Below are 21628 nucleotides of genomic sequence, written 5' to 3' on the forward strand. Positions count from 1 at the left end.
CGACAAGCCGTGGCGTACGCCGTGGGCGAACTCGTTCCGGCCGCCCGCGCGGGTGCTGTCAGGCCGCAGTTTCGGGCGGCGGGAAGAGCCCGTCGATGGTGGCGAGATCATCCTCCGACGGGGTCCACGCCGACGCCGCCGCCGCGTTGGCACGGACCTGCTCGGGGGTCGTCGCGCCGGCGATGACGCTCGACAGCGCGGGGTGCGACAGCAGCCATCCGAAGGTCGCCTCGAGCATCGTGATGTCACGGTCGTCGCAGAACGCCTGGAAGGCCTCGAGCGCGTCCCACGGCGCGTCGTCGTAGATGTGACGGCGCTGTCGGATGATGCGCGTGTCGGCGGGTGCGGCATCCCGTGTGAACTTGCCGGACAGCAGCCCGTTGTGCAGCGGGAAGTACGGGAAGAAGCCGAGGTGGTAGCGCTCGACCGCCCGCAGCACGTTCCGCTCGGCGTCGCGGGAGAGGAGGCTGTACTGGTTCTGCGACGAGACGAACGGCACGCCGTGGCGCATGAGCGCCGTGAAGTGCGCCTCGGCGATCTGCCATCCCGAGAAGTTGGAGTGGCCGATGTAGCGCACCTTCCCCTCGCGAACCAGGTCGGCCAGCGCGTCGAGGGTCTCTTCGAGAGGGGTGTCGTTGTCGGGCACGTGCAGCTGGTAGAGGTCGATCCAGTCGGTCTGCAGCCGCGTGAGGGATGCCTCGACCGCACGCCGCACGTATGACCGCGAGCCCTTCGCACCCGAAGGCGGGTAGCCCATGTCGCGACCGGGGTGTCCGAACTTCGTGGCGAGCGTGACCTGATCGCGGCGACCGCGCAGCGCCTCCCCCATGAGCGTCTCGGACTGGCCGGGCTCGCCGCCGTACATGTCGGCCGTGTCGAGGAACGTCACGCCCGCATCGATGGCCGCGTCCAGCACCGCACGAGTGCCCTCGAGCGTCTCGGTGCGCGTGCCCTCACGACCGAAGTTGTTGCAGCCGAGTCCGACGGCGGAGACGAGGAGGCCGGAGGCGCCCACGCGGCGCAGGGGAACAGTCGAGGTCATGCCTCCACGTTATCCCCGCTCACGACGCGTCTCGCCACAGCCCCTGCGCGCGGCCATCTGCCGGGTGGCGACGAGGCCGATGCTCCGACCCTCTCAACGCGACAGCCCCTCGCCGGGTGGGCGAGGGGCTGTTGCGGAACGCTACGGCTTCGGAGCCTCCGGCGCAGGAGGCTCAGAGGTCGGCGGCTCGGCCGCGGGCGGTGCCTCAGGCGCGGCCGGCGGCGTCACGGGCGGCTGCGTCGCGGCCGGCGGCTCAGCCGGCGCGGCGGGCGGCGGCACGGGCGACGCCGGAGCAGCAGGCGGCGGGGTGTAGCCGGCGGGCGGCGCGGGGGGCGCGCTGTAGCCTGCGGGCGGCGCGGGCGGCGGCGTGTAGCCGGCCGGAGGCTGGTAGCCCGCCGGGGCGCCGTAACCCGGCGCAGTGGCGGGGTTGGCCGGGTAGCCGCCTGCCGGCACCTGAGGCGGGACGCCCGACCAGACCGTCTTGTCGGCGAGGAAGTTGCCCGCCCACGGCGCGGCCGGGATCGCGGTGTTCCAGCGCGAGCGGTCGAAAGCGTTGATGCCGAGCCAGACGATCGCGAGGAAGAAGTAGAGGATCAGCCAGACGGCCTCCTTCTGCAGCTTCAGACCCACCCGCCAGGCGGCCATCAGCGTGTACAGGAATGCGGCGATGCCGATGAGCGAGCCGAGCACGGGGACCCAGCCGAGCACGATGCCGCCGCCCCACAGCACCAGCAGCCACCACGGGTTGAGGTCGCCGAGCTTCACGAAGATCAGGGTGTTGTACACCGGCACCCATGCGCGCCAGCGGCCCTGCACACCGGCCTTGTCGAAGATCTTCATCAGGAACCACGACGCGATGATGTAGCCGGCGATGGCGAAGAGGAAGAGGAGTGGTGCGAGGACGAGCCAGGCGATCAGGGCCCCTGCCCCGCTGCCGTCGTTGTAGTCCATGGTGGAGCGACCTCCGAGAGAGTCGATTCGTGAACGCGTCGGGAGACGCCCGCGGAGCCCCTGCTCCGCTCGACACATGCTAGCGACGCTCACAGCTTCCTGTCAGCATTGACGTCATATCGGGGGATGGCCCCCTCGGGTCCCCGGTGGATAGCCTGGGCACCACCAGATCGAAGGGCACCATGACAGACCAGAATCCTTCCGTCCCCACTCCCCCGCCGCTGCCCCCGCAGTCGGCCGCAGAGGCGGCGCGCACCGCGGACCCCGACGACACCGGTGTCCCCACCGTCCGAGGCGACGCGGGCGACGTCGGCAAGGGATTCTTCACCGCCCTGTTCGACCTGTCGTTCCGCACGTTCATCACGCGGCGCCTGGCGAGCGTGTTCTACCTGGTGGGGCTCATCGCGATCGGCATCGGATTCATCGTCTACTTCGTGGGCGGGATCATGAGCGCCATCTCGGTCATGTGGTTCAACGTCGGCGCCGGCATCACCGGACTCATCGCGACGATCATCGTCGTGCCGGTGCTCACCTTCCTCGCGATCGTCCTGCTGAGGTTCATCATCGAGGCCGTCGTGGCCCTCATCGCGATCGCCGAGAACACCGAGCGCACGGCCCAGCACACGCGCCGCTGAGGACACTTCGACGAGCTCAGTGACCGGTCCCCGAGCCTGTCGAAGGGCACCACCGGTCCCTGAGCCTGTCGAAGGGCACCATCGGTCCCTGAGCCTGTCGAACGGCACCACCGCTCCCTGAGCCTGTCGAACGGCACCACCGGTCCCTGAGCCTGCCGAACGGCACCACCGGTCCCTGAGCCTGCCGAACGGCACCACCGGTCCCTGAGCCTGTCGAAGGGCACCACCGGGCCGGGAAGCGCGGGGAGAGTCAGGCGAACAGCTCGAGCTCGCCGCCTGGGGTCTCGCGCACACGCACGCCGGCAGCATCCGCCCACCGCACGAAAGCCGCCGCCGATGCGATGCGCGGACGGTCCTCGGCAAGGCGGCGCACGAGCGCGCCCTTGGCGTGCTTGTTGAAGTGGTTGAGCGCGCGGACGGCTCCGTCCGACCCTTCGCTGACGACGCGCACGTAGCGCGAGGCGGTGCCGGCGGGGACGGGTCCGAGCGCCGTGTACGCCTCCGAGCGCAGGTCGAGCACGAAGCGGGGGGCGAGATCGGCGAGTGCCGCAGTGACACCGGCCGCCCACAGCCGCCGCAGGGGCACAGTCCCGGGCAGAGAGGTGGCGGCCCCGAGCCGATAGGCCGGAATGGCGTCCAGCGCGCCTACCGGGCCGAACGGCGCCGAATGCACGAGCACGTGGGCGCCCAGCCACCGGCGACCGGCGGAGGGGACGGATGCCGCATCCAGCGCGTCGTACAGCACACCGGTGTACCGGTCGATCGCCGGCATCGTCGGGGCCGTGCGCAACTGCGCGTTCACCACGATCTCGCCGCGCTGGGTCGGCCCCAGCTTGAGCACGCGCGCCGCCTCGTCCGCGTCGGCGGCCAGGCCGACGAGCGCCTCGATCACGGCTTCGCGCTGAAGCAGCAGCTGAGGGAGCGCGAGGGATGCCGGCTGCAGCGGTGGTCCGGAACCGCCTGCCCTCTTGGTCTCGGACGGCGGCAGAAGGATGAGCATCTTATGATTCCCTGTCGATGAGCGGGCGCCTCTCGACGAGCTCAGGCACCGCCGGCGATACGAGACGCCCCGAGCCGTCGAACGGCTCGGGGCGTCTCGTCACGTGCGGGGCGTTCAGGCGATCAGCGCGGCGTTTCCTGCGACGATCGTGAGGTCGTCGCCCTCCATCGACAGGAAGCCGTCCTGAGCGTTGGCGATGATCTTGGTCCCCGAGGTCTCGGTGATGCGCACCTGACCCTCGGCGAGGATCGCGAGCACCGGCTCGTGACCGCTCATGAAGCCGATCTCGCCCTCGACGGTCTTGGCGACGACGAGCGACGCCTCACCCGACCAGACCTCCGCGTCTGCGGAGACCAGGCTCACCTTGAGCGGCATGTCAGCCGTTCTCCTTCTGGATGCGCGCCCACTGCTCTTCGACGTCGGAGATGCCGCCGACGTTGAAGAACGCCTGCTCGGCGACGTGGTCGAACTCGCCCTTGACGATGGCGTCGAACGACTCGATGGTCTCCTTGATCGGGACCGTCGAACCCTCGACACCGGTGAACTTCTTCGCCATGTACGTGTTCTGCGAGAGGAACTGCTGGATGCGGCGGGCTCGAGAGACGACGATCTTGTCCTCTTCGGACAGCTCGTCGACACCGAGGATCGCGATGATCTCCTGCAGCTCCTTGTTCTTCTGGAGGATCTGCTTGACGGCGGTGGCCACGCGGTAGTGGTCCTCGCCGATGTAGCGGGGGTCCAGGATGCGGCTGGTCGAGGTCAGCGGGTCGATGGCCGGGTACAGACCCTTCGACGCGATCTCGCGGGAGAGCTCGGTCGTGGCATCGAGGTGAGCGAACGTGGTCGCCGGCGCCGGGTCGGTGTAGTCGTCGGCGGGGACATAGATCGCCTGCAGCGAGGTGATCGAGTGACCGCGCGTCGAGGTGATGCGCTCCTGCAGCACACCCATCTCGTCGGCGAGGTTCGGCTGGTAGCCCACTGCGGAAGGCATGCGGCCGAGCAGCGTCGAGACCTCGGAACCGGCCTGCGTGAAGCGGAAGATGTTGTCGATGAAGAGCAGCACGTCCTGCTTCTGCACGTCGCGGAAGTACTCCGCCATCGTGAGCGCCGAGAGGGCCACGCGCAGACGCGTCCCCGGCGGCTCGTCCATCTGTCCGAAGACGAGGGCGGTCTTGTCGAAGACGCCCGCCTCCTCCATCTCGGCGATGAGGTCGTTGCCCTCACGGGTGCGCTCGCCGACACCGGCGAACACCGACACGCCGCCGTGGTCCTGCGCGACGCGCTGGATCATCTCCTGGATGAGGACGGTCTTGCCGACGCCGGCGCCGCCGAAGAGGCCGATCTTTCCACCCTGCACGTACGGGGTGAGCAGGTCGATGCTCTTGATGCCGGTCTCGAACATCTCGGTCTTCGACTCGAGCTGGTCGAACGCGGGAGCCTTGCGGTGGATGCCCCACCGCTCGGTGATCTCGATGGTCTCGCCCGGCTCGCCGTTCAGCACGTCGCCCGTGACGTTGAAGACCTTGCCCTTGGTGACGTCGCCGACCGGAACCGTGATCGGGCCCCCGGTGTCGCGCACCTCCTGGCCGCGGACCATGCCGTCGGTCGGCTTCAGCGAGATGGCACGGACGAGGTCGTCGCCGAGGTGCTGCGCGACCTCGAGAGTGATCTCGGTGCGCTCGTCGCCGATCGCGATCGTCGTCTTCAGCGCGTTGTAGATGTCGGGGATCGAGTCGTGCGGGAACTCGATGTCGACGACGGGGCCGGTGACGCGGGCGACGCGCCCGACGACCACCGTCTCGGTCTTGTCAGCGGTGAGGCTCATGGCTTCTTCTCTTTCGTGTGGTCTGATGTCGCAGCAGTGGCTACTTGCCCGAGGAAAGGGCGTCCGCGCCGCCGACGATCTCGGCGATCTGCTGCGTGATCTCTGCCTGGCGCGCATTGTTGCGCAGGCGCGTGTAGTCGGTGATGAGCTTGTCGGCGTTGTCGCTGGCCGACTTCATCGCCTTCTGCGTCGCGGCGTGCTTGGCCGCCGACGACTGCAGGAGGGCGTTGAAGACCCGGCTCTGGATGTAGACGGGCAGCAGCGCATCGAGCACGGTCTCGGCGTCCGGCTCGAACTCATAGAGCGGGTACACCTGCGCCGACGACTGCTCCTCGGCCTCGACGACCTCCAGCGGAAGCAGGCGCACCGTCTCGGGCGACTGCGTCATCATGCTGACGAAGCGGTTGTAGACGAGGTGGATCTCGTCGACGCCGTTCTCGTCGCCGCCGCGGTCGTACGCGTCCAGCAGGGTGGCGGCGATCTCCTCGGCCGTCGTGAAGTGCGGCGTGTCGGTGTCACCCGTCCACTCGGCCGCGGCCTCCATTCGACGGAACTGGAAGAACCCGACAGCCTTGCGGCCGACGAGGTAGAACACCGGTTCCTTGCCCTGGCGGCGGATCAGCTCGGCCAGTTCGAGGCCCTCGCGGAGGATCTGCGAGTTGAAGGCACCCGCCAGACCGCGGTCGGAGGAGAAGATCACGACCGCGGAGCGGCGGATCGTCTCACGTTCGACGGTCAAGGGGTGGTCGACGTTGGAGTGCGTCGCCACCGCGGAGACGGCGCGCGTCACAGCACGCGCGAAGGGCGACGACGCGCGCACGCGCGCCATCGCCTTCTGGATGCGCGAAGCCGCGATGAGTTCCATCGCCTTCGTGATCTTCTTGGTCGTCTGAGCAGTGCTGATCTTCTGCTTGTAGACCCGGAGTTGTGCGCCCATTGTCCTAGTCCGGTGCCGCCTTAGCGGCGGCCCTTGACGATCTTCTCCTGGTTGACATCCTCGGCCTCGGCAGCCGCGACCTCTTCGTGGCCCGGCTTGCCGATCGCCTGGCCCTTGCCGGCCTGGAACTCGAGGATGAAGTCGTCGGTCCGCTTCGTCAGCTCGGCGACGGTGTCGTCGTCGAGGACGTTCGTGTCGCGCAGGGTGTCGAGGATGCTCGTGTTGCGGCGGAGGTAGTCCAGCAGCTCGCGCTCGAACGACAGGACGTCCTCGACCTCGATCGAGTCCAGCTTGCCGTTGGTGCCGGCCCAGATCGAGACGACCTGCTCCTCCACGGGGTACGGCGAGTACTGCGGCTGCTTGAGCAGCTCGGTCAGACGCGCGCCGCGGGCGAGCTGGCGACGGGATGCCGCATCCAGATCGCTCGCGAACATCGCGAACGCCTCGAGCGAGCGGTACTGGGCCAGCTCGAGCTTGAGCGTTCCCGAGACCTTCTTGATGGACTTGACCTGGGCATCGCCGCCGACGCGCGACACCGAGATGCCCACGTCGACCGCGGGACGCTGGTTGGCGTTGAACAGGTCGGACTGCAGGAAGATCTGGCCGTCGGTGATCGAGATCACGTTGGTCGGGATGTACGCCGACACGTCGTTGGCCTTGGTCTCGATGATCGGCAGGCCGGTCATCGATCCCGCGCCCAGCTCGTCGGACAGCTTCGCGCAGCGCTCCAGCAGACGGGAGTGCAGGTAGAAGACGTCACCCGGGTAGGCCTCACGGCCCGGCGGGCGGCGCAGGAGCAGCGAGACCGCGCGGTACGCCTCGGCCTGCTTGGTCAGGTCATCGAAGATGATGAGGACGTGCTTGCCCTCGTACATCCAGTGCTGCCCGATCGCGGAGCCGGTGTACGGCGCGAGGTACTTGAAGCCGGCCGGGTCGGAAGCGGGGGCCGCGACGATGGTCGTGTACTCCATCGCACCGGCGTCCTCGAGCGCGCCCTTCACGGCCGCGATCGTCGAGCCCTTCTGGCCGATGGCGACATAGATGCAGCGCACCTGCTTGTCGACGTCGCCCGACTCCCAGTTCGCCTTCTGGTTGATGATCGTGTCGATCGCGATGGCGGTCTTGCCGGTCTGGCGGTCGCCGATGATGAGCTGGCGCTGGCCACGGCCGACCGGGATCATCGCGTCGATCGCCTTGATGCCGGTCTGCAGCGGCTCGTGCACGCTCTTGCGCTGCATGACGCCCGGCGCCTGCAGTTCGAGGGCGCGACGGCCGGTGGTGGCGACCTCGCCGAGGCCGTCGATCGGGTTGCCGAGCGGGTCGACGACGCGGCCCAGGTAGCCCTCGCCGACGGCGACCGAGAGCACCTCGCCGGTGCGCGTCACCTGCTGGCCGGCTTCGACACCGGAGAACTCGCCGAGGACGACGACACCGATCTCGTGCTCATCGAGGTTCAGTGCGAGGCCGCTCGTGCCGTCGCCGAACGTCACGAGCTCGTTCGCCATGACACCGGGCAGGCCCTCGACGTGGGCGATGCCGTCTGCGGCGTCGACGACGGTGCCGACCTCGGTGGCCGCAGCCCCGGTGGGCTCGTAGGCGGCGACGAAGTCCTTCAGCGCGTCACGGATGACGTCGGGGCTGATAGAGAGATCTGCCATTGTTTTCCTTCGTTCATGGGGCCTCGGCCCCGAAAGCTCCGCGCGGTTCCTGTCTCGGCTCCGCGTGGGAAGTCTGTGTCAGCCGGCGAGCCGCTGACGGAGGTCGGCCAGTCGCGCCGACACGCTCGCGTCGATGACGTCGTCCGCGATCTGCACGCGCAGGCCGCCGACGACCGTCGGGTCGACGATGGTGTTCAGTGACACCGGCGTCCCGTAGCGCTTGGACAGGGCGGCGGTGAGCCGCTCGCTCTGCACCGCGTTCAGGGGCGCTGCGGCCACGACCGTCGCGACGGCCCGGTTGCGCTGGTCGGCGACGATGTCGGTCGCGCGCGTCAGCAGCTGGCGGATGCGTCGCTCGCGCGGCTGCTGGACGAGGGATGCCGCGATCAGCGTCGCCCCCGCGCTCGCGCGCCCCTTGAGCAGCGTCTCGACAAGCGCGCCCTTCGCGGCGGAGTCGCCCAGCCGACGCCCGAGCGCGAGCTCGAGCTCGGGGTTCTCTGCCACCGTGCGCGTCAGGGCGAACAGCTCGGCCTCGACATCGGCGCCCGCGTCGGCGACCGCCGCTGCGCGCACCGCGAGCTCCTCGATGCCATCGACGAGATCGTCGGCCGATGACCAGCGCTGCTCGACGGCGGTCGTCAGCAGCGACGCCGTCGTGGGCTTCACGGCCCTGCCGAACACATCGGCGACGACCTGACGACGGGCCTCGGCCGGCGCAGCCGAGTCGGCGAGCGCGCCGCTCAGCTGCGACGAGTCGCCCACGGCGCGCGCGACGGCGAACAGCTCGCCGGCGACGTCGAGGTCGACGCCCGACGCGGCGCGCAGCGCCGCCGTCGTCGCCGCGAGGGCCTGAGTGGACGCGCTGCCCATTACGCCTTCGCCCCTTCGGACTCTTCGAGCTCCGCGAGGAAGCGGTCGACGACGGCCTGAGCCTTCTTGTCGTCGGACAGCGTCTCACCGATCACACCGCCCGCGAGGTCGAGGGCGAGCGAGCCCACCTCGCTGCGCAGCGACACGAGCGCGGTCTGGCGCTCGGCCTCGATCTGGGAGTGTGCGGTCGTCGTCAGACGAGTGGCCTCCGCGGCAGCGGTCTCCCGCGCCTCGGCGACGATCTTCTTGCCGTCCTCACGGGCGGCATCGCGGATCTCACCGGCCTCCTGGCGAGCCTCGGCGAGCTGCGCGGTGTACTCCTCGAGCGCCGCCTCGGCTTTGCGCTGGGCCTCGTCGGCCTTCGCGATGTTGCCTTCGATCGCTGCGGAGCGCTCGTCGAGCAGCTTCTTCATCCGGGGAAGGGCGACCTTCCAGAAGATGACGAGGATGACGATGAAGCACACCGACGACCAGATGATGTCGTACCAGGCGGGAAGCAGAGGGTTGTGCGCTTCGGCACCCTCTTCCGCGGCGTACGTGACAAGAGCGTTCAGCATCCTGTCTCCTTAAGACTGGTTATCGGGATCAGAAGCCGAAGATGAAGCCGGTCGCGATGCCGATGAAGGCGAGCGCCTCGGTGAAGGCGATACCGATCCACATGAGAACCTGCAGCCGGCCGGCGAGCTCGGGCTGACGAGCCACGCCCTCGATCGTCTTGCCGACGACGATGCCCACGCCGATGGCCGGGCCGATGGCGGCGAGGCCGTATCCGACGGTCGCGATCGAGCCGGAGACCTCTGCGAGAACCGTAGTTGCGTCCACGGGGGTGTTTCCTTTCGGTTGTGGGCGGCCTTCCGGCCGTCCCGTATCAGTGCTCTTCGGCGACCGCGAGCTGGATGTAGACCGCGGTGAGAAGGGCGAAGACGTACGCCTGGAGGACGGCCACCAGGATTTCGAACAGGGTGAAGACGAAGCCGAATGCGAGGCTGCCCGCGCCGAGCACCGTCCACCAGCCCCCCATGTCGATGATGAAGAACTGCGTCGCAGCGAAGAAGAGCACCAGGAGGAGGTGACCGACCATCATGTTCATCAGGAGTCGCAGCGTCAGCGTGATGGGCCGGATGATGAACGTCGAGATCAGCTCGATCGGCGTCACGATGATGTAGATCGGCCACGGCACGCCGGATGGGAAGAGCGAGTTCTTGAAGAAGTTCTTCGGGCTCTTCTTGATGCCGGCATAGATGAACGTGACGTAGCTCACGATCGCGAGCGTCAGCGGCACCGCGATGATGCTCGTTCCGGCGATGTTCAGGAACGGGATGATGCCCGTGATGTTCATGAACAGGATCATGAAGAACATCGTCGTGAGGATCGGAAGGAAGCGCTGGGCGTCCTTCTTGCCGAGCAGGTCTTCGCCGATGTTGACGCGGACGAAGTCCAGGCCCATCTCGACGAGACTCTGGAACCGGCCGGGGACCACGCGCATGCGGCGGGTGCCGAGCCAGAAGATCACCACGACGGCGATCGTTGCAAGGAACTGGATCAGGTGGATCCGAGTGATCGGAACGCCTGCCAGGTTGAAGAGGATCTCCGGGAAGAACTCATCAATCGAGGGGCCGTGGAACTCGGGCGGAGCGTCCGCGGCAATGGGGGCGATCAGGGTCGCAGCATGAGTAAACAGCGCTGGCTCCAGCTTCGGGGCACCGGTGTAAAACCGTTGCGACGATGGTCGATGAGCGTCACTCCGCAAGTCCTCGCAGAGCGAGTGGGCGGGCGCTCGTTCAGCCTATCAAACTTGTGAGGTCGCTGAATCCGCGCCGGCGCGGATCAGCGGGTCTCGGTGTGACCGTCGGTCCGATCCCCGGCATCGGGGTCGGTCGGCAGTTCCACATCGCTCACGTTCGGCACGCGCATCCGCAGCATCACCACGACGTCGATCGCGAGCGAGGCGAGCACGCTCGCGACGAGCGCGACGAAGAAGACGGCGGGCTCGATCCAGGGCTGCCCGCGCAGGATGAAGAGGATGGCGATGAACACCACGAACTTCAGGATCCAGCCGCCCATCACGATCCCGAAGAAGATCGGCACGTAGAGCTCATTGCCGTACCACCGGTTGGCGATCAGGATGCTCGCGCCGGTGATGCCGAGGAAGACCGCGGCGACGAGCACGCCCGCGAGCGCGCTCCAGAGCCCGGTCGTCCCGGCGACGAGGAAGCCCACGACGGCGCCGACGACCGCGAGCACCGCCGTCACCGTCCCGGACCACACCAGGACGGTGCGAAGGATCGGGGTGCTGGATACGGGACTGGAGCTCATCGGGCGTCCTCCGGTGCGGGCGCAGGATCAGGCTGCGGCCGGGGCGATGCCGGCGCGACGGTCGCGCGGGCGGCCGTCGCGCGGGCGGCGCGGCGGTACGAGGGCATGAAGGTGACGACGAGGCAGGCGGCGATGCCGACCACGCCGTAGAGCACGCCGAAGAGGTAGTCGCCCGGCCACTCCAGCGTGGTGCCGATGTACATCAGCAGCACGGAAAGGCTCACGAGCGCGGTCCATGCGTAGAAGATGAGGACGGCGTCGCGGTCGGTGTGCCCCATGTCGAGCATGCGGTGATGCAGATGCTTGCGATCGGGCGAGAACGGGGACTTGCCCCGGCTCATCCGCCGCACGACGGCCAGCCCGAAGTCCAGCAGCGGCAGCAGCACCACCACCACCGGCAGCAGGATGGGGATGAACGCACCGAGCAGCTGCGACCGGCCGAAGGCGTCGTTGTCGGCGATCATCGCGGGGTCGAAGTTGCCGGTGATCGAGATCGCCGAGCACGCCATCAGCAGCCCCAGCATGAGCGCGCCGGAGTCGCCCATGAACAGTCGCGCCGGGCTCCAGTTGAGCGGCAGGAAGCCGATGCACGCGCCGATGAGCACCGCCGCGATGAGGGACGACAGCGTGAAGTAGGTGCTCGAGCCGATGTCGCGGAAGACCATGTAGGAGTACGCGAAGAACACCACGTTGGCGATCAGGCACACGCCCGCGACGAGGCCGTCGAGCCCGTCGATGAAGTTCACCGCGTTCATCACGACGACGATCGAGAACACCGTGAGCGTGAAGCTCGCCCAGCTGGAGAAGATCGTCATGCCGCCGAGCGGCAGCGTGTAGATCTGCAGCTGGCCGAACCACGCGATGACCCCGGCGGCGAGGAACTGCGCGCCGAGCTTGATCATCCAGTCGAGGTCCCAGACGTCGTCGAGCACACCGACGACCACGATGAGCGCCGTCGCTCCCAGCAGGGCGTACATCTGCTGGGGATGCGCCCACACGATGGCGAAGTACGGATGCTGCGACGACATCGCGAACGCCGCCAGCACGCCCAGGAACATCGCGATGCCGCCGAGGCGGGGGGTCGGCGTCTTGTGGACATCCCGCTCGCGGATGCCGGGATACAGCTTGTACCGGAGGCTGACGCGCCACACCGCCCACGACAGGACGAAAGTGATCGCCGCCGTGAGGAGGATCGTGAAGACGTACTGCTTCACGAGCGGCCCGGCTCCGGCGCCTCGGGCGCGGGGGCCGGTTCGGGTGCGGCATCCGTCCCCCCGCCGTCACCGATCGCGTGCGAGGTCGCAGAGACGCCGGACTCGGCGGGCTCTGCCCCCGGCTCGGGAGCGGATGAGGACTCGGGATCGGGCGACGCCCCGGAGTCCGCGGAGGCGTCGGCTTCGGAGCCCGGGTCGGGCTCGAGCAGGTCTCCGAGCACGTCGCGCAGCTGCGCGCGGCTCACCGCACCCTCCCGGAGCACCCGCACCTTCGGCTCCGTGCCGCCGATGAGGCTCGTCGCGTCGATGATCGTCGACGGGACGCCTGTCTTGGAGGGCCCGTCGCCGAGGTACACGGCGACGCTGTCCTTCAGCATCCCCTGCGCATCCTCCGCGGTGATGCCGGCGGGCTGTCCGGTGAGGTTCGCGCTCGACACGGCGAGCGGGCCGGTCTCCTCCAGGAGCTCGAGCGCGATGCGGTGAGCGGGCATGCGCACCGCCACCGTGCCGCGCGTCTCACCGAGGTCCCACGAGAGCGACGGCTGAGCAGGCAGCACGATGGTGAGACCGCCCGGCCAGAACTCCTCGATGAGACGCTCGATCGGTTCGGGAACCTCGGCGACGAGCGCACGCAGCGTCGTGACCCCGGCGACCAGCACGGGTGGCGGCGACTGACGCCCGCGCCCCTTGGCCGCGAGCAGGCGTGCGACGGCCTGGTGGTCGAAGGCGTCGGCGGCCACGCCGTAGACGGTGTCGGTGGGCAGGACGACGAGCTCGCCCCGGGCGATGGCCTGGCGGGCCTGGCGCATGCCGGTGAGCAGCTGCGCCTCGTCACGGCAGTCGAAGATGGGGGACATGTCGCCCGACAGTCTAATTGCGCGTGCCGCGCGAACGTTGCGAGACGGGAAGGGGTCAGGGATGCAGCGCGGTCGTGGCGCGGTCGCGCATCGTGAGGTCGGGGTGCGTCGCCGCCGCGCGCCAGCCGTCGGCCGCGAGGATCCGGCGGATCGCCTCTCCCTGCCACTCACCGTGCTCGATCACGATGGTGCCGCCGGGATGCGCCAGGCGCAGGCCGACCCGGCTCAGCACGCGGACGACGTCGAGGCCGTCCTCTCCCCCGTAGAGCGCAGCCGGAGGGTCGAACAGCCGCACCTCCGGATCCCGCGGGATCGCGGCATCCGGAACATACGGCGGGTTGGATGCCACCACCGACACGGTCCCGTCGAGCTCGGGGAATGCGCGGGCGAGGTCGATGAACGCGAGGGTCGCGTTGTCGGCGCCCACATGCGCGAAGTTCTCCTTCGTCCAGACGTAGGCGTCGACCGAGTTCTCGGCGGCGAACACCCGCGCGTGCGGCACCTCGGTCGCCATCGCGAGGGCGATCGCGCCGCTGCCGGTGCCGAGATCCACGGCAATGGGAGAAGCGGATGCCGCGGCTCGGAGTGCGTCGATCGCCAGCTGCGCGACCATCTCCGTCTCCGGGCGCGGCACGAAGACGCCGGGCCCCACGCGCAGCTCGAGGTGGCGGAAGGGTGCGGTCCCGGTGATGTGCTGGAGCGGCTCGCGCGTGGCTCGACGCGCGACCAGCTCGTCGAGCCGGCGCTCATCCGCCTCGGCGATCAGGTCGCCGCGGAAGGCGGCGGCCTGCACTCCCCCGCGGCCGGCGTCGAGGACGAAGCCGGCCAGCAGCTCGGCGTCGACGGCGGGATCGGTGATGCCGGCGGCCGCCAGGCGCGCGGCCGCGCGACTGAGCGCGTCGGAGAGGGATGCGGGATCGTCGGGAGAAGCCATGACCGCATCCACTTTAGGCCCGGCTTCCGGTGCTCCCGGTCTGCCGGACGCTCTCGCCGCGGACGTGGGACGCGTGCCCGCCTGCCGGCCGGCGCGCAAGGGTACCCGGGCACGACCAGGCTTTCGTCACAGAAGGACTCACACGAAAACCCGCCCCCTAGGCTGTTGCTCGACCAGCCGTGAACCCGCGAAAGGCCCCGACATGACCGGCATCCATCCCGATATCACCTCCGCCTTCGGCAATACGCCGCTCGTGCGCCTGAACCGCGTCGCCGAGGGTGTCGGCGGGAACGTGCTGGCGAAGCTCGAGTTCTACAACCCCGCCTCCAGCGTGAAGGACCGTCTCGGCATCGCCATCGTCGACGCCGCCGAGGCATCCGGTCAGCTGCAGCCGGGCGGCACCATCGTCGAGGCCACCAGCGGCAACACCGGCATCGCGCTCGCGATGGTCGGCGCTGCCCGCGGCTACCGCGTCGTGCTGGCGATGCCCTCCTCGATGTCGATCGAGCGCCGCCTGCTCCTGAAGGGCTACGGAGCCGAGCTCGTGCTCACCGACCCCGCCGGCGGCATGAAGGGCGCGGTCGCCAAGGCCGAGGAGCTCGTCGCCGAGATCCCGGGCGCGGTGCTCGCGCGTCAGTTCGAGAACGAGGCGAACCCCGAGATCCACCGCAAGACCACCGCCGAGGAGATCCTCCGCGACACCGACGGCCAGGTCGACTACTTCGTCGCCGGCATCGGCACGGGCGGCACGATCACCGGTGTCGGGCAGGTGCTCAAGGAGCGCGTGCCGGGCGCCAAGGTCATCGCCGTCGAGCCGGCCGATTCCCCGCTTCTCACCAAGGGCACCCCCGGGCCGCACAAGATCCAGGGCATCGGGCCGAACTTCGTGCCCGAGATCCTCGACCAGAGCGTGATCGACGAGGTCATCGACGTCGAGTTCCCCGACGCCATCTCCACCGCGCGCGCGGTCGGCGAGAAGGACGGCATCCTCGTCGGCATCTCGTCGGGCGCCGCCATCTGGGCCGCCCTGCAGGTCGCCGCCCGTCCCGAGGCGGAGGGCAAGAACATCGTCGTCATCATCCCGTCGTTCGGCGAGCGCTACTTGTCGACCGCGCTGTTCGAGGATCTGCGCGAGGATTGAATCTGACGACGGCGCGCCGGTCCCCCGACCCGTTCGGGCGCCGGCGCGCCGTCGCCGTCTTCCCGCGCCGCCCGAACCGAGGAGCACCACGTGCCCGGCATCCATCCCGACATCACCACCGCATTCGGAGAGACCCCGCTGGTGCGCCTCAACGCGCTCACCGAGGGTCTCGGCGCGGAGGTGCTCGCCAAGCTGGAGTTCTACAACCCCGGATCGTCGGTCAAGGACCGCCTCGGCTACGCCCTCGTGGAGGCCGCCGAGGCGGCCGGCGAGCTGCAGCCCGGCGGCACGATCGTCGAGTCCACGAGCGGCAACACCGGCATCGCGCTCGCTCTCATCGGTGCGGCGCGCGGCTACAAGGTCATCCTCACGATGCCCGCCTCCATGTCGAAGGAGCGCCGGACTCTTCTGAAGGCCTTCGGCGCGGAGCTCGTCCTCACCGACCCGTACAAGGGCATGACCGAGGCCGTCGACGCCGCCAAGCGCATCGTCGACGAGACGCCGGGAGCGATCCTCGCCCGCCAGTTCGAGCATGAGGCGAACGCCGCAATCCACCGCCAGACCACGGCCGAGGAGATCTGGCGCGACACGGACGGCCGCGTCGACTGGTTCGTCGCGGGCTCGGGCACGGGAGGCACCATCACCGGCGTCGGTCAGGTGCTCAAGGAGCGCAATCCCGCCGCGAAGGTCGTCCTCGTCGAGCCGAAGGACTCCCCCGTGCTCACGGAGGGCCGCGCCGGCGGCCACCGCATCCAGGGCATCGGCCCGAACTTCGTGCCGGACGTGCTCGACCGCTCCGTCGTCGACGAGATCTTCGACGTCGAGTTCGACGACGCGATCCGCGTCGCCCGTGAGCTCGCCACCCGCGAAGGCATCCTCGCCGGGATGTCGGCGGGCGCCGCCGTCTGGGCGGCACTGCAGATCGCGGCGCGCCCGGAGGCGGCCGGTCAGCGCATCGTCGTGATCGTGCCCGACTCGGGAGAGCGCTACCTCTCGACCGCCCTGTATGCGCACCTGCGCGACCCCGAGGAGGAGTCGAAATGACCGACGAGCGCATCGGATTCTTCGCGCGCGTGCGCGAAGACGTCGCGGCGGCGAAGCTGCGCGACCCCGCGGCGCGCGGCGGCCTCGAGATCGCCGTGCTGTACCCGGGCCTGCACGCCATCTGGGCCCACCGCGTGTGGCACGCGCTCTGGACGCGCGACGTGCGGTTCATCGCGCGCGCCGGGTCGCAGGTCACGCGCTGGCTCACCGGCATCGAGATCCACCCCGGCGCCACCATCGGCCGCCGCTTCTTCATCGACCACGGCATGGGCGTCGTGATCGGCGAGACCGCCGAGGTCGGCGACGACGTCATGCTCTATCACGGCGTCACCCTCGGCGGGCGCCAGCGCGAGGGCGGCAAGCGGCACCCCACGATCGAGGACGGGGTCGCGGTCGGCGCCGGCGCGAAGATCCTCGGGCCGATCACGATCGGCGCGGGATCGGTGGTCGGCGCCAACGCCGTCGTCACGAAGGACGCACCCGCCGACTCCGTGCTTGTCGGTGTGCCCGCCAAGCCGCGCGCGCGCCGCAGCGGCGACGACACGCGCGCCCTGCTGACGACGCCCGAATACCACATCTGACCGATCCTGCGGAGAACGGATGCCGCGGCCCGCGGTCCTCACGCAGCAGTGTCGTCACGCAGCAGTGTCTTCACACAGCTGTGTCGTCACGCAGCTGTGTCGTCACGCAGCTGTGTCGTCACGCAGCTGTGTCGTCACGCAGCAGTGTCGCGACCCAGCCGTGCCTTCAGGCGGCTGTGCGCCGGTGGATCGCCGCGGCGGCGGTGCGTGAGGGTGCATCGAGCTTGCGGAGGATCGCCGTGACGTGCACCGAGACGGTCTTGGCGCTGATGTAGAGGCGCTCCGCGATCTGGCCGTTGCTCAGCCCCTCGGCGACGAGCTCGAGCACCTGCTCCTCGCGGGCGGTGAGCACTGAGCGCGACGCGTCACCCGTGAGTCCGGCATCCGTCATCACGTGCTGGGCGCGGGTGGCGAGGCCGTCGGCGCCGAGCTGATCCGCGTAGGCGGCGGCCGCCGCCAGGACGTCGCGCGCGGCCGTGCGGTCGCCGGCGGCAACGAGCTCCTCGCCGTGCCGCACCCGCGCGTACGCGCGGATGTAGGCGGGCCCGACGGCGTCGACCGCGGATTCCCAGGAGCGCTCGCCGAGCTCCGCCGCGAAGACCGCCGTCCACAGCGGCGCCACGGGCCAGTCCGCGAAGGACGCCAGCACCGCGCGGTACGGCTCGATGTCGGCATCGTCGCCGCGCGCACGGAGCATCGCGACCGCACGGGCCGCCACAGCCGTCAGCGGCAGGGCGAGCACGCCGCCGGCGGGCGTCTCCCACGCCGCTCGCGCATGCGACAGCGCCGCGTGCGCATCGCCGCGGGCGAGCGCCAGCTCCCCCAGGTCGTAGGCCATGCCGAACCGGGTCTGGAATTCGTAGGCGCCGAACATGTCGAGTTCGCGGCGCGCGGCATCCAGAGCCGCCTCTGCGCCGTCGATGTGCCCACGCCAGATCGCCAGGCACACCAGCCGCTCGCGCAGGAATGCCGAGTACAGGCCGGGCTCGATCATCGGGAGCAGGCCGCCCAGCTCTTCGGCCTCGCGCAGCCGGCCGGAGTAGATGTGCGCCTCGATCATGTTGGCCTCGATCATCACGAGCGGGCCGAGATCCGCGACGTGGGTGCGGCCGTACTCGTGCCCCTCGCGGGCGATCGCGATCGCTTCGTCATACCGGCCGACCAGCATCAGCCCGTTGGAGTAGTTGATGTAGTAGCGCATCATCGCGCGGACGAAGCCGCCCGCCTGGGCGCGCGCCTGGGCGAACAGCGCAAGGCCGCTCGCGTCGCCGGCCGTCGTGCGGCAGGTGGCCGCGATCAGCAGCGCCTGCACCATGATCTCCGCGGCGAAGCGGTCCCCGGCGGCCGCTCCGGATTCCGCCGTGGCGGCCGCCCGCGCCGCGACCTCGGCGCCGAAGCCGTGACGCCCGTTGAGCATGTGCACACGCGCCGAATCGAGGAGCAGTCCCGCCCGCTGCACGTCGTGGCGCTGATCGTCTCCCAGGATCGCCAGCGCCTGCTCGATGCTCTCGACGCCGTGCGATACGCCGGCCTGGAACTCGATGGCGGCGAGTTCGCCGAGCATCGCGGCACGTCCGACCACGTCCTCTTCCGGCCAGAGGGCGACCGCCTCCCGTGCGAAGGCGAGCGCACGGTCGTTCCGGTTCGCCGACAGGAGCGCGGCCGCCGTGAGCCGCAGCACCTCGACGCGCGACATCCCGCTGACCGCCTCCGGATCGGCCACGGCGCTCCACAGCTCCATGGCCCGCTCCCCCGCCTCTGCTGCCGTGGACCATGCAGATGCCGCGCTCGCGGCGCGCTGCGCCGCCACAGCCGCCGACAGCGCCCGATCGGGGACGTGCGCGGCCAGCCAGTGGTGTGCGATGTCGGCAAGGACCCGGGCGGTGGGCTCCGCTGCCTCCAGCGCCGTCGCGTACGCGGTATGCAGGCGCGTGCGCTCAGTGGGAAGGAGTTCGGCGTACACCGCCTCCTGCATGAGGGCGTGGCGGAACGCGTACGCGTCGCCCCGCACGACGACGACCTGCGCGTCGACGGCACAGCGGACCGCGGATTCCAGCTCCGACTCGTCGCCCCCGAAGACCGCCCGAAGCACGGGGTCGGGCACCTCCACCCCGCCGGTGGCGAGTACCCGCGTGAAACGCCGGGCCTCGGCATCCAATCGCTCGTAGCGCAGCAGCAGCACATCACGCAGCGATACCGGCAGTCGCTCGTTCGAGAAGCTCGCCAGCTCCTCGACATAGAACGGGATGCCCTCGCTGCGCGCCGCGATGTCGTGCAGCACGTCGGCGGCGAGCGTGTCGCCGTGCACCGCCGTGGCGAGCGCGCCGACCTCGGCGGGGCTGAGACGCGCGAGCGGGCGATGCGTGAGCAGCCGGGCGCGGTCGAGTTCAGCCAGCACGGGGCGCAGCGGATGCCGCCGGCCGACGTCGTCGGTGCGATACGTCAGCAGCACGAACAGCGGAAGTGCGGCAGCGCGCCGTACCAGCCGGGCAGCGATCTCGCACGTCGTGCTGTCGGACCAGTGCAGATCTTCGATGACGACGACCAGGCGGTGGGTGCGCGAGAGCTCCGAGAACAGCTCGACGACGACATCCGCGAGCCGCTCGGCATCGCCGGCGGTCTCGGCCAGCGAGGGAACGAGCACACCGAGTGCGTCGCCGGCCGGCCCGGCCGCCTCGCGCACGGCATCCGCTCCGAGCGCATCGACGAGATCACGCAGCAGATCGGTGACGGCAGTGAGGGGCGCCGGACCCGAACCCGAGTCGACGGACGCGCCGCGCACGACGATGACCCCGTCGTCGAGCGACTCCGTGAAGTCGCGCAGAAGACGCGTCTTGCCCATGCCGGCATCACCCGACACGACGACGGCTCGCCCGCGCTCATCCACGGCGGCCATCTCGGCGCGCAGCGCATCGAGATCCGCTTGGCGACCGACGAGGGGAACGCGGCCGATCTGCATACCGCCCATCATCCCATCAGCCTGGTGCCTCAGGAGGCCGCCGGGGATCGGGAGGAATCCCTATTTTGGTCGTCAGCTGCGGCGGTCCTGCACCTTGTTCTTGATGAACAGGGGAGGCAACAGCCACGTCGCGAGCGCCGTCACCAGCCAGACGATGAGCGTCCCGATGATCCACGCCACGGGGCCGTTGATGCCGATGCCGGCTGCCGGGATCAGCACCGCGATGAGAAGTGCGACGAAGGTAGAGAGCAGGCCGATGCCGCCGATGAGCGCGTTGGCATGGCGCCGCGTGATCTTGAACAACCAGGGCGCCAGGATGCTCTGCAGCACCGCGAAGATCACGACCGCGAGGACGATGCCCCACCAGTCGTCCCAGTGGAGGGTGAAGCCCGGCAGGATCAGGTCGGCGACGATGAGGCCGAGCGCCGCCGACACGAGGAAGATCAGGGCGCGGATGAGGAACGTGAGCACGCCCTCACCCTAGCGCCGCGGCATCCCTCCCCCGCAGCATCCCTCCCCCTCGGGTTCCGCCCGCTCAACCGTGTGTTCATCTCCGTCGAATGACGTTGCGACAGGGCGTAGCGTGCGCAATTGACGGAGATGAAGCAGGGCTTCTTGAGGTGAGGTGGAGAGGGCGGGCTCAGCGGTGCTGGGAGAGGGCGGCGCGGACGCGACGCACGGCCTCGCCCGGCGCCCGGTCGATGTGATGGCTGGTGAGCCGCACGATGCGCCATCCCAGCGCGGCGAGTGCTTCGTACTTGTCGATGTCGCGCTCGAGCTGCGCACGGGTCAGGTGTCCGTCGCCCTCGTACTCGATGCCCACTCGTCGGTCGGGGTAGGCGGCGTCGAGGCAGCCGACGAAGCCCAGCGGGCCGAAGACGTCGTGGTCGAGCACGGGCTCGGGAAGCCCGCCGTCGACGAGAACGAGGCGCAAGCGCGACTCCTGCCGGCTCGACGCTCCGGTGCGAGCCCGCTCGAGCGCTGCACGAAGCAGCGGCGCCCCGCGGCGCCGGCCGGCGGCGAGTGCGAACGCGAGGTCTTCTCGAGAGGCGAACGGCGCACGCTCGGGAGGCCGGAAGCCGCCCGGGTGGCGCGGCACGCGGATGAGCGCATCCGCCACCGCGACGAGGTCGTAGAGTCCGAGCGTGCCTCCGAGCGATGCCCAGGTCGTGCCCGGATCCGTCACGGGGATGCCGTGCCGCGTCACCACGCGAGCCATACGCGGAAGCACCTGCACACCACGGATGCCGGCGCGAAGCGGAGCCGTCCGGGGATGGTGGACCGCGACATGCAACCTGTCGTGGATGCCCATCGGAAGGGGCGCCTCCCAGAGATGGGCCGCGGTAGGGCCGGTGAAGAAGGCGCCCGCGGGAAGGAGCGGAAGGTACGCGGCGATCCTTCGCTCGAGGTCGTGGCGTTCGCGCACCCACGGAGGTTCGTCGTCCGCGACGCCGAACCGCTCGCGCCGGACCCTCCCGCCGTGGAAGATCCGCTCGAGGTCGGGCGCGTCCAGGCGCGCGCGGCGGACCCCCGCACGCCGCGCCTCCCCCACGCGGAACGAGAGTCCCATCTCCTGCGGAAGGGCGTGGCGCGGCATCCCCTCACTCTCGCGCACATCCGCGCGGCCCGATCGGCGTTCTCCACAGCCCCTCTCGTCGCTGTCT

At 69.7% G+C, this 21628-nt stretch carries 21 protein-coding genes and 1 pseudogene; 4 read left to right on the top strand and 18 right to left on the bottom strand.

Annotation, left to right across the window (positions count from 1 at the left end; genetic code table 11):
• Positions 1–58: 58 nt before the first annotated feature.
• Both NCG93_RS10270 and NCG93_RS10275 read right to left on the bottom strand, forming a co-directional pair.
• On the bottom strand, positions 59–1042 hold the full coding sequence (locus tag NCG93_RS10270) for an aldo/keto reductase (RefSeq protein WP_194413974.1): 984 nt from the start codon (positions 1040–1042) through the stop codon (positions 59–61).
• Positions 1043–1183: 141 nt separating this feature from the next.
• Positions 1184–1993: a DUF5684 domain-containing protein gene (locus tag NCG93_RS10275; protein WP_194413975.1), complete on the bottom strand. Its 810-nt coding sequence runs from the start codon at positions 1991–1993 to the stop codon at positions 1184–1186.
• 182 nt (positions 1994–2175) lie between these two features.
• On the opposite strand from NCG93_RS10275, the gene NCG93_RS10280 reads away from it, so the two are divergent.
• Positions 2176–2628, top strand: a complete 453-nt coding sequence (locus NCG93_RS10280) for a DUF4282 domain-containing protein (protein ID WP_194413976.1) — start codon at positions 2176–2178, stop codon at positions 2626–2628.
• Between the two features lie 250 nt (positions 2629–2878).
• Here NCG93_RS10280 and NCG93_RS10285 read toward each other — a convergent pair whose 3' ends face one another.
• The 13 genes and pseudogenes from NCG93_RS10285 to prmC all read right to left on the bottom strand — a co-directional run bounded on the left by NCG93_RS10285 (position 2879) and on the right by prmC (position 14239).
• Positions 2879–3628 carry a YaaA family protein gene (locus tag NCG93_RS10285; RefSeq protein ID WP_194413977.1) on the bottom strand — a complete coding sequence of 250 codons (750 nt, stop codon included), beginning with the start codon at positions 3626–3628 and terminating at the stop codon, positions 2879–2881.
• Between the two features lie 114 nt (positions 3629–3742).
• Positions 3743–4003, bottom strand: a complete 261-nt coding sequence (locus NCG93_RS10290; RefSeq protein ID WP_194413978.1) for a F0F1 ATP synthase subunit epsilon — start codon at positions 4001–4003, stop codon at positions 3743–3745.
• Position 4004: 1 nt separating this feature from the next.
• Positions 4005–5453: a F0F1 ATP synthase subunit beta gene (atpD, locus tag NCG93_RS10295; protein WP_194413979.1), complete on the bottom strand. Its 1449-nt coding sequence runs from the start codon at positions 5451–5453 to the stop codon at positions 4005–4007.
• A gap of 40 nt (positions 5454–5493) precedes the next feature.
• Entirely contained in the window at positions 5494–6390 is an 897-nt protein-coding gene (locus NCG93_RS10300) for a F0F1 ATP synthase subunit gamma (RefSeq protein ID WP_194413980.1), read from the bottom strand.
• Between the two features lie 20 nt (positions 6391–6410).
• Positions 6411–8048, bottom strand: a complete 1638-nt coding sequence (gene atpA / locus NCG93_RS10305) for a F0F1 ATP synthase subunit alpha (protein WP_194413981.1) — start codon at positions 8046–8048, stop codon at positions 6411–6413.
• Between the two features lie 78 nt (positions 8049–8126).
• Entirely contained in the window at positions 8127–8918 is a 792-nt protein-coding gene (locus NCG93_RS10310) for a F0F1 ATP synthase subunit delta (protein ID WP_194413982.1), read from the bottom strand.
• Positions 8918–9475: a F0F1 ATP synthase subunit B gene (locus NCG93_RS10315; protein WP_194413983.1), complete on the bottom strand. Its 558-nt coding sequence runs from the start codon at positions 9473–9475 to the stop codon at positions 8918–8920. The genes NCG93_RS10310 and NCG93_RS10315 overlap by 1 nt, the downstream gene beginning before the upstream one ends.
• Positions 9476–9503: 28 nt before the next feature.
• Positions 9504–9740 (bottom strand): ATP synthase F0 subunit C, encoded by a 237-nt coding sequence (gene atpE, locus NCG93_RS10320; protein WP_159845304.1) that lies wholly within the window; start codon positions 9738–9740, stop codon positions 9504–9506.
• 46 nt (positions 9741–9786) lie between these two features.
• Positions 9787–10578, bottom strand: coding sequence for a F0F1 ATP synthase subunit A (gene atpB / locus NCG93_RS10325; RefSeq protein WP_194414908.1), 792 nt, complete (start codon positions 10576–10578; stop codon positions 9787–9789).
• Positions 10579–10745: 167 nt separating this feature from the next.
• Positions 10746–11234, bottom strand: a complete 489-nt coding sequence (locus NCG93_RS10330) for a Cg1360 family ATP-synthase-associated protein (protein WP_194413984.1) — start codon at positions 11232–11234, stop codon at positions 10746–10748.
• Entirely contained in the window at positions 11231–12448 is a 1218-nt protein-coding gene (locus NCG93_RS10335) for an MraY family glycosyltransferase (protein ID WP_194413985.1), read from the bottom strand. The genes NCG93_RS10330 and NCG93_RS10335 overlap by 4 nt, the downstream gene beginning before the upstream one ends.
• Positions 12449–12618: 170 nt before the next feature.
• A pseudogene (locus tag NCG93_RS10340) lies at positions 12619–13305 on the bottom strand (L-threonylcarbamoyladenylate synthase); the annotation flags it as partial.
• A 55-nt stretch (positions 13306–13360) separates the two neighbouring features.
• Positions 13361–14239 (bottom strand): peptide chain release factor N(5)-glutamine methyltransferase, encoded by an 879-nt coding sequence (gene prmC, locus NCG93_RS10345; protein WP_194413986.1) that lies wholly within the window; start codon positions 14237–14239, stop codon positions 13361–13363.
• A 202-nt stretch (positions 14240–14441) separates the two neighbouring features.
• Here prmC and cysK (NCG93_RS10350) point away from each other — a divergent pair, with 202 nt between their 5' ends.
• The 3 genes from cysK (NCG93_RS10350) (at position 14442) to epsC (ending at position 17005) form a co-directional block, all read left to right on the top strand.
• Complete coding sequence (cysK, locus tag NCG93_RS10350) at positions 14442–15380, top strand: cysteine synthase A (RefSeq protein ID WP_194413987.1); 939 nt, start codon at positions 14442–14444, stop codon at positions 15378–15380.
• 90 nt (positions 15381–15470) lie between these two features.
• Positions 15471–16424 (top strand): cysteine synthase A, encoded by a 954-nt coding sequence (gene cysK, locus NCG93_RS10355; RefSeq protein ID WP_194413988.1) that lies wholly within the window; start codon positions 15471–15473, stop codon positions 16422–16424.
• On the top strand, positions 16421–17005 hold the full coding sequence (epsC, locus tag NCG93_RS10360) for a serine O-acetyltransferase EpsC (RefSeq protein ID WP_194413989.1): 585 nt from the start codon (positions 16421–16423) through the stop codon (positions 17003–17005). The genes cysK (NCG93_RS10355) and epsC overlap by 4 nt, the downstream gene beginning before the upstream one ends.
• Positions 17006–17171: 166 nt before the next feature.
• Here epsC and NCG93_RS10365 read toward each other — a convergent pair whose 3' ends face one another.
• From NCG93_RS10365 to NCG93_RS10375, 3 genes are all read right to left on the bottom strand, one after another.
• Complete coding sequence (locus tag NCG93_RS10365; protein ID WP_194413990.1) at positions 17172–19964, bottom strand: helix-turn-helix transcriptional regulator; 2793 nt, start codon at positions 19962–19964, stop codon at positions 17172–17174.
• 72 nt (positions 19965–20036) lie between these two features.
• Positions 20037–20435, bottom strand: a complete 399-nt coding sequence (locus NCG93_RS10370; RefSeq protein ID WP_194413991.1) for a phage holin family protein — start codon at positions 20433–20435, stop codon at positions 20037–20039.
• Between the two features lie 169 nt (positions 20436–20604).
• Positions 20605–21561 carry a hypothetical protein gene (locus tag NCG93_RS10375; RefSeq protein ID WP_194413992.1) on the bottom strand — a complete coding sequence of 319 codons (957 nt, stop codon included), beginning with the start codon at positions 21559–21561 and terminating at the stop codon, positions 20605–20607.
• Positions 21562–21628 lie beyond the last annotated feature (67 nt).

The organism is Microbacterium yannicii (genome assembly GCF_024055635.1).
GTDB classification, from domain to species: domain Bacteria; phylum Actinomycetota; class Actinomycetes; order Actinomycetales; family Microbacteriaceae; genus Microbacterium; species Microbacterium yannicii.

What these genes read in the sequence shown, in the direction of transcription:
- NCG93_RS10270 (WP_194413974.1), bottom strand. Translation starts at nt 1,042, where the DNA reads ATGACCTCGACTGTTCCCCTGCGCCGCGTGGGCGCCTCCGGCCTCCTC.
- NCG93_RS10275 (WP_194413975.1), bottom strand. Translation starts at nt 1,993, where the DNA reads ATGGACTACAACGACGGCAGCGGGGCAGGGGCCCTGATCGCCTGGCTC.
- NCG93_RS10280 (WP_194413976.1), top strand. Translation starts at nt 2,176, where the DNA reads ATGACAGACCAGAATCCTTCCGTCCCCACTCCCCCGCCGCTGCCCCCG.
- NCG93_RS10285 (WP_194413977.1), bottom strand. Translation starts at nt 3,628, where the DNA reads ATGCTCATCCTTCTGCCGCCGTCCGAGACCAAGAGGGCAGGCGGTTCC.
- NCG93_RS10290 (WP_194413978.1), bottom strand. Translation starts at nt 4,003, where the DNA reads ATGCCGCTCAAGGTGAGCCTGGTCTCCGCAGACGCGGAGGTCTGGTCG.
- atpD (WP_194413979.1), bottom strand. Translation starts at nt 5,453, where the DNA reads ATGAGCCTCACCGCTGACAAGACCGAGACGGTGGTCGTCGGGCGCGTC.
- NCG93_RS10300 (WP_194413980.1), bottom strand. Translation starts at nt 6,390, where the DNA reads ATGGGCGCACAACTCCGGGTCTACAAGCAGAAGATCAGCACTGCTCAG.
- atpA (WP_194413981.1), bottom strand. Translation starts at nt 8,048, where the DNA reads ATGGCAGATCTCTCTATCAGCCCCGACGTCATCCGTGACGCGCTGAAG.
- NCG93_RS10310 (WP_194413982.1), bottom strand. Translation starts at nt 8,918, where the DNA reads ATGGGCAGCGCGTCCACTCAGGCCCTCGCGGCGACGACGGCGGCGCTG.
- NCG93_RS10315 (WP_194413983.1), bottom strand. Translation starts at nt 9,475, where the DNA reads ATGCTGAACGCTCTTGTCACGTACGCCGCGGAAGAGGGTGCCGAAGCG.
- NCG93_RS10330 (WP_194413984.1), bottom strand. Translation starts at nt 11,234, where the DNA reads ATGAGCTCCAGTCCCGTATCCAGCACCCCGATCCTTCGCACCGTCCTG.
- prmC (WP_194413986.1), bottom strand. Translation starts at nt 14,239, where the DNA reads ATGGCTTCTCCCGACGATCCCGCATCCCTCTCCGACGCGCTCAGTCGC.
- cysK (WP_194413987.1), top strand. Translation starts at nt 14,442, where the DNA reads ATGACCGGCATCCATCCCGATATCACCTCCGCCTTCGGCAATACGCCG.
- epsC (WP_194413989.1), top strand. Translation starts at nt 16,421, where the DNA reads ATGACCGACGAGCGCATCGGATTCTTCGCGCGCGTGCGCGAAGACGTC.
- NCG93_RS10365 (WP_194413990.1), bottom strand. Translation starts at nt 19,964, where the DNA reads ATGCAGATCGGCCGCGTTCCCCTCGTCGGTCGCCAAGCGGATCTCGAT.
- NCG93_RS10375 (WP_194413992.1), bottom strand. Translation starts at nt 21,561, where the DNA reads ATGCCGCGCCACGCCCTTCCGCAGGAGATGGGACTCTCGTTCCGCGTG.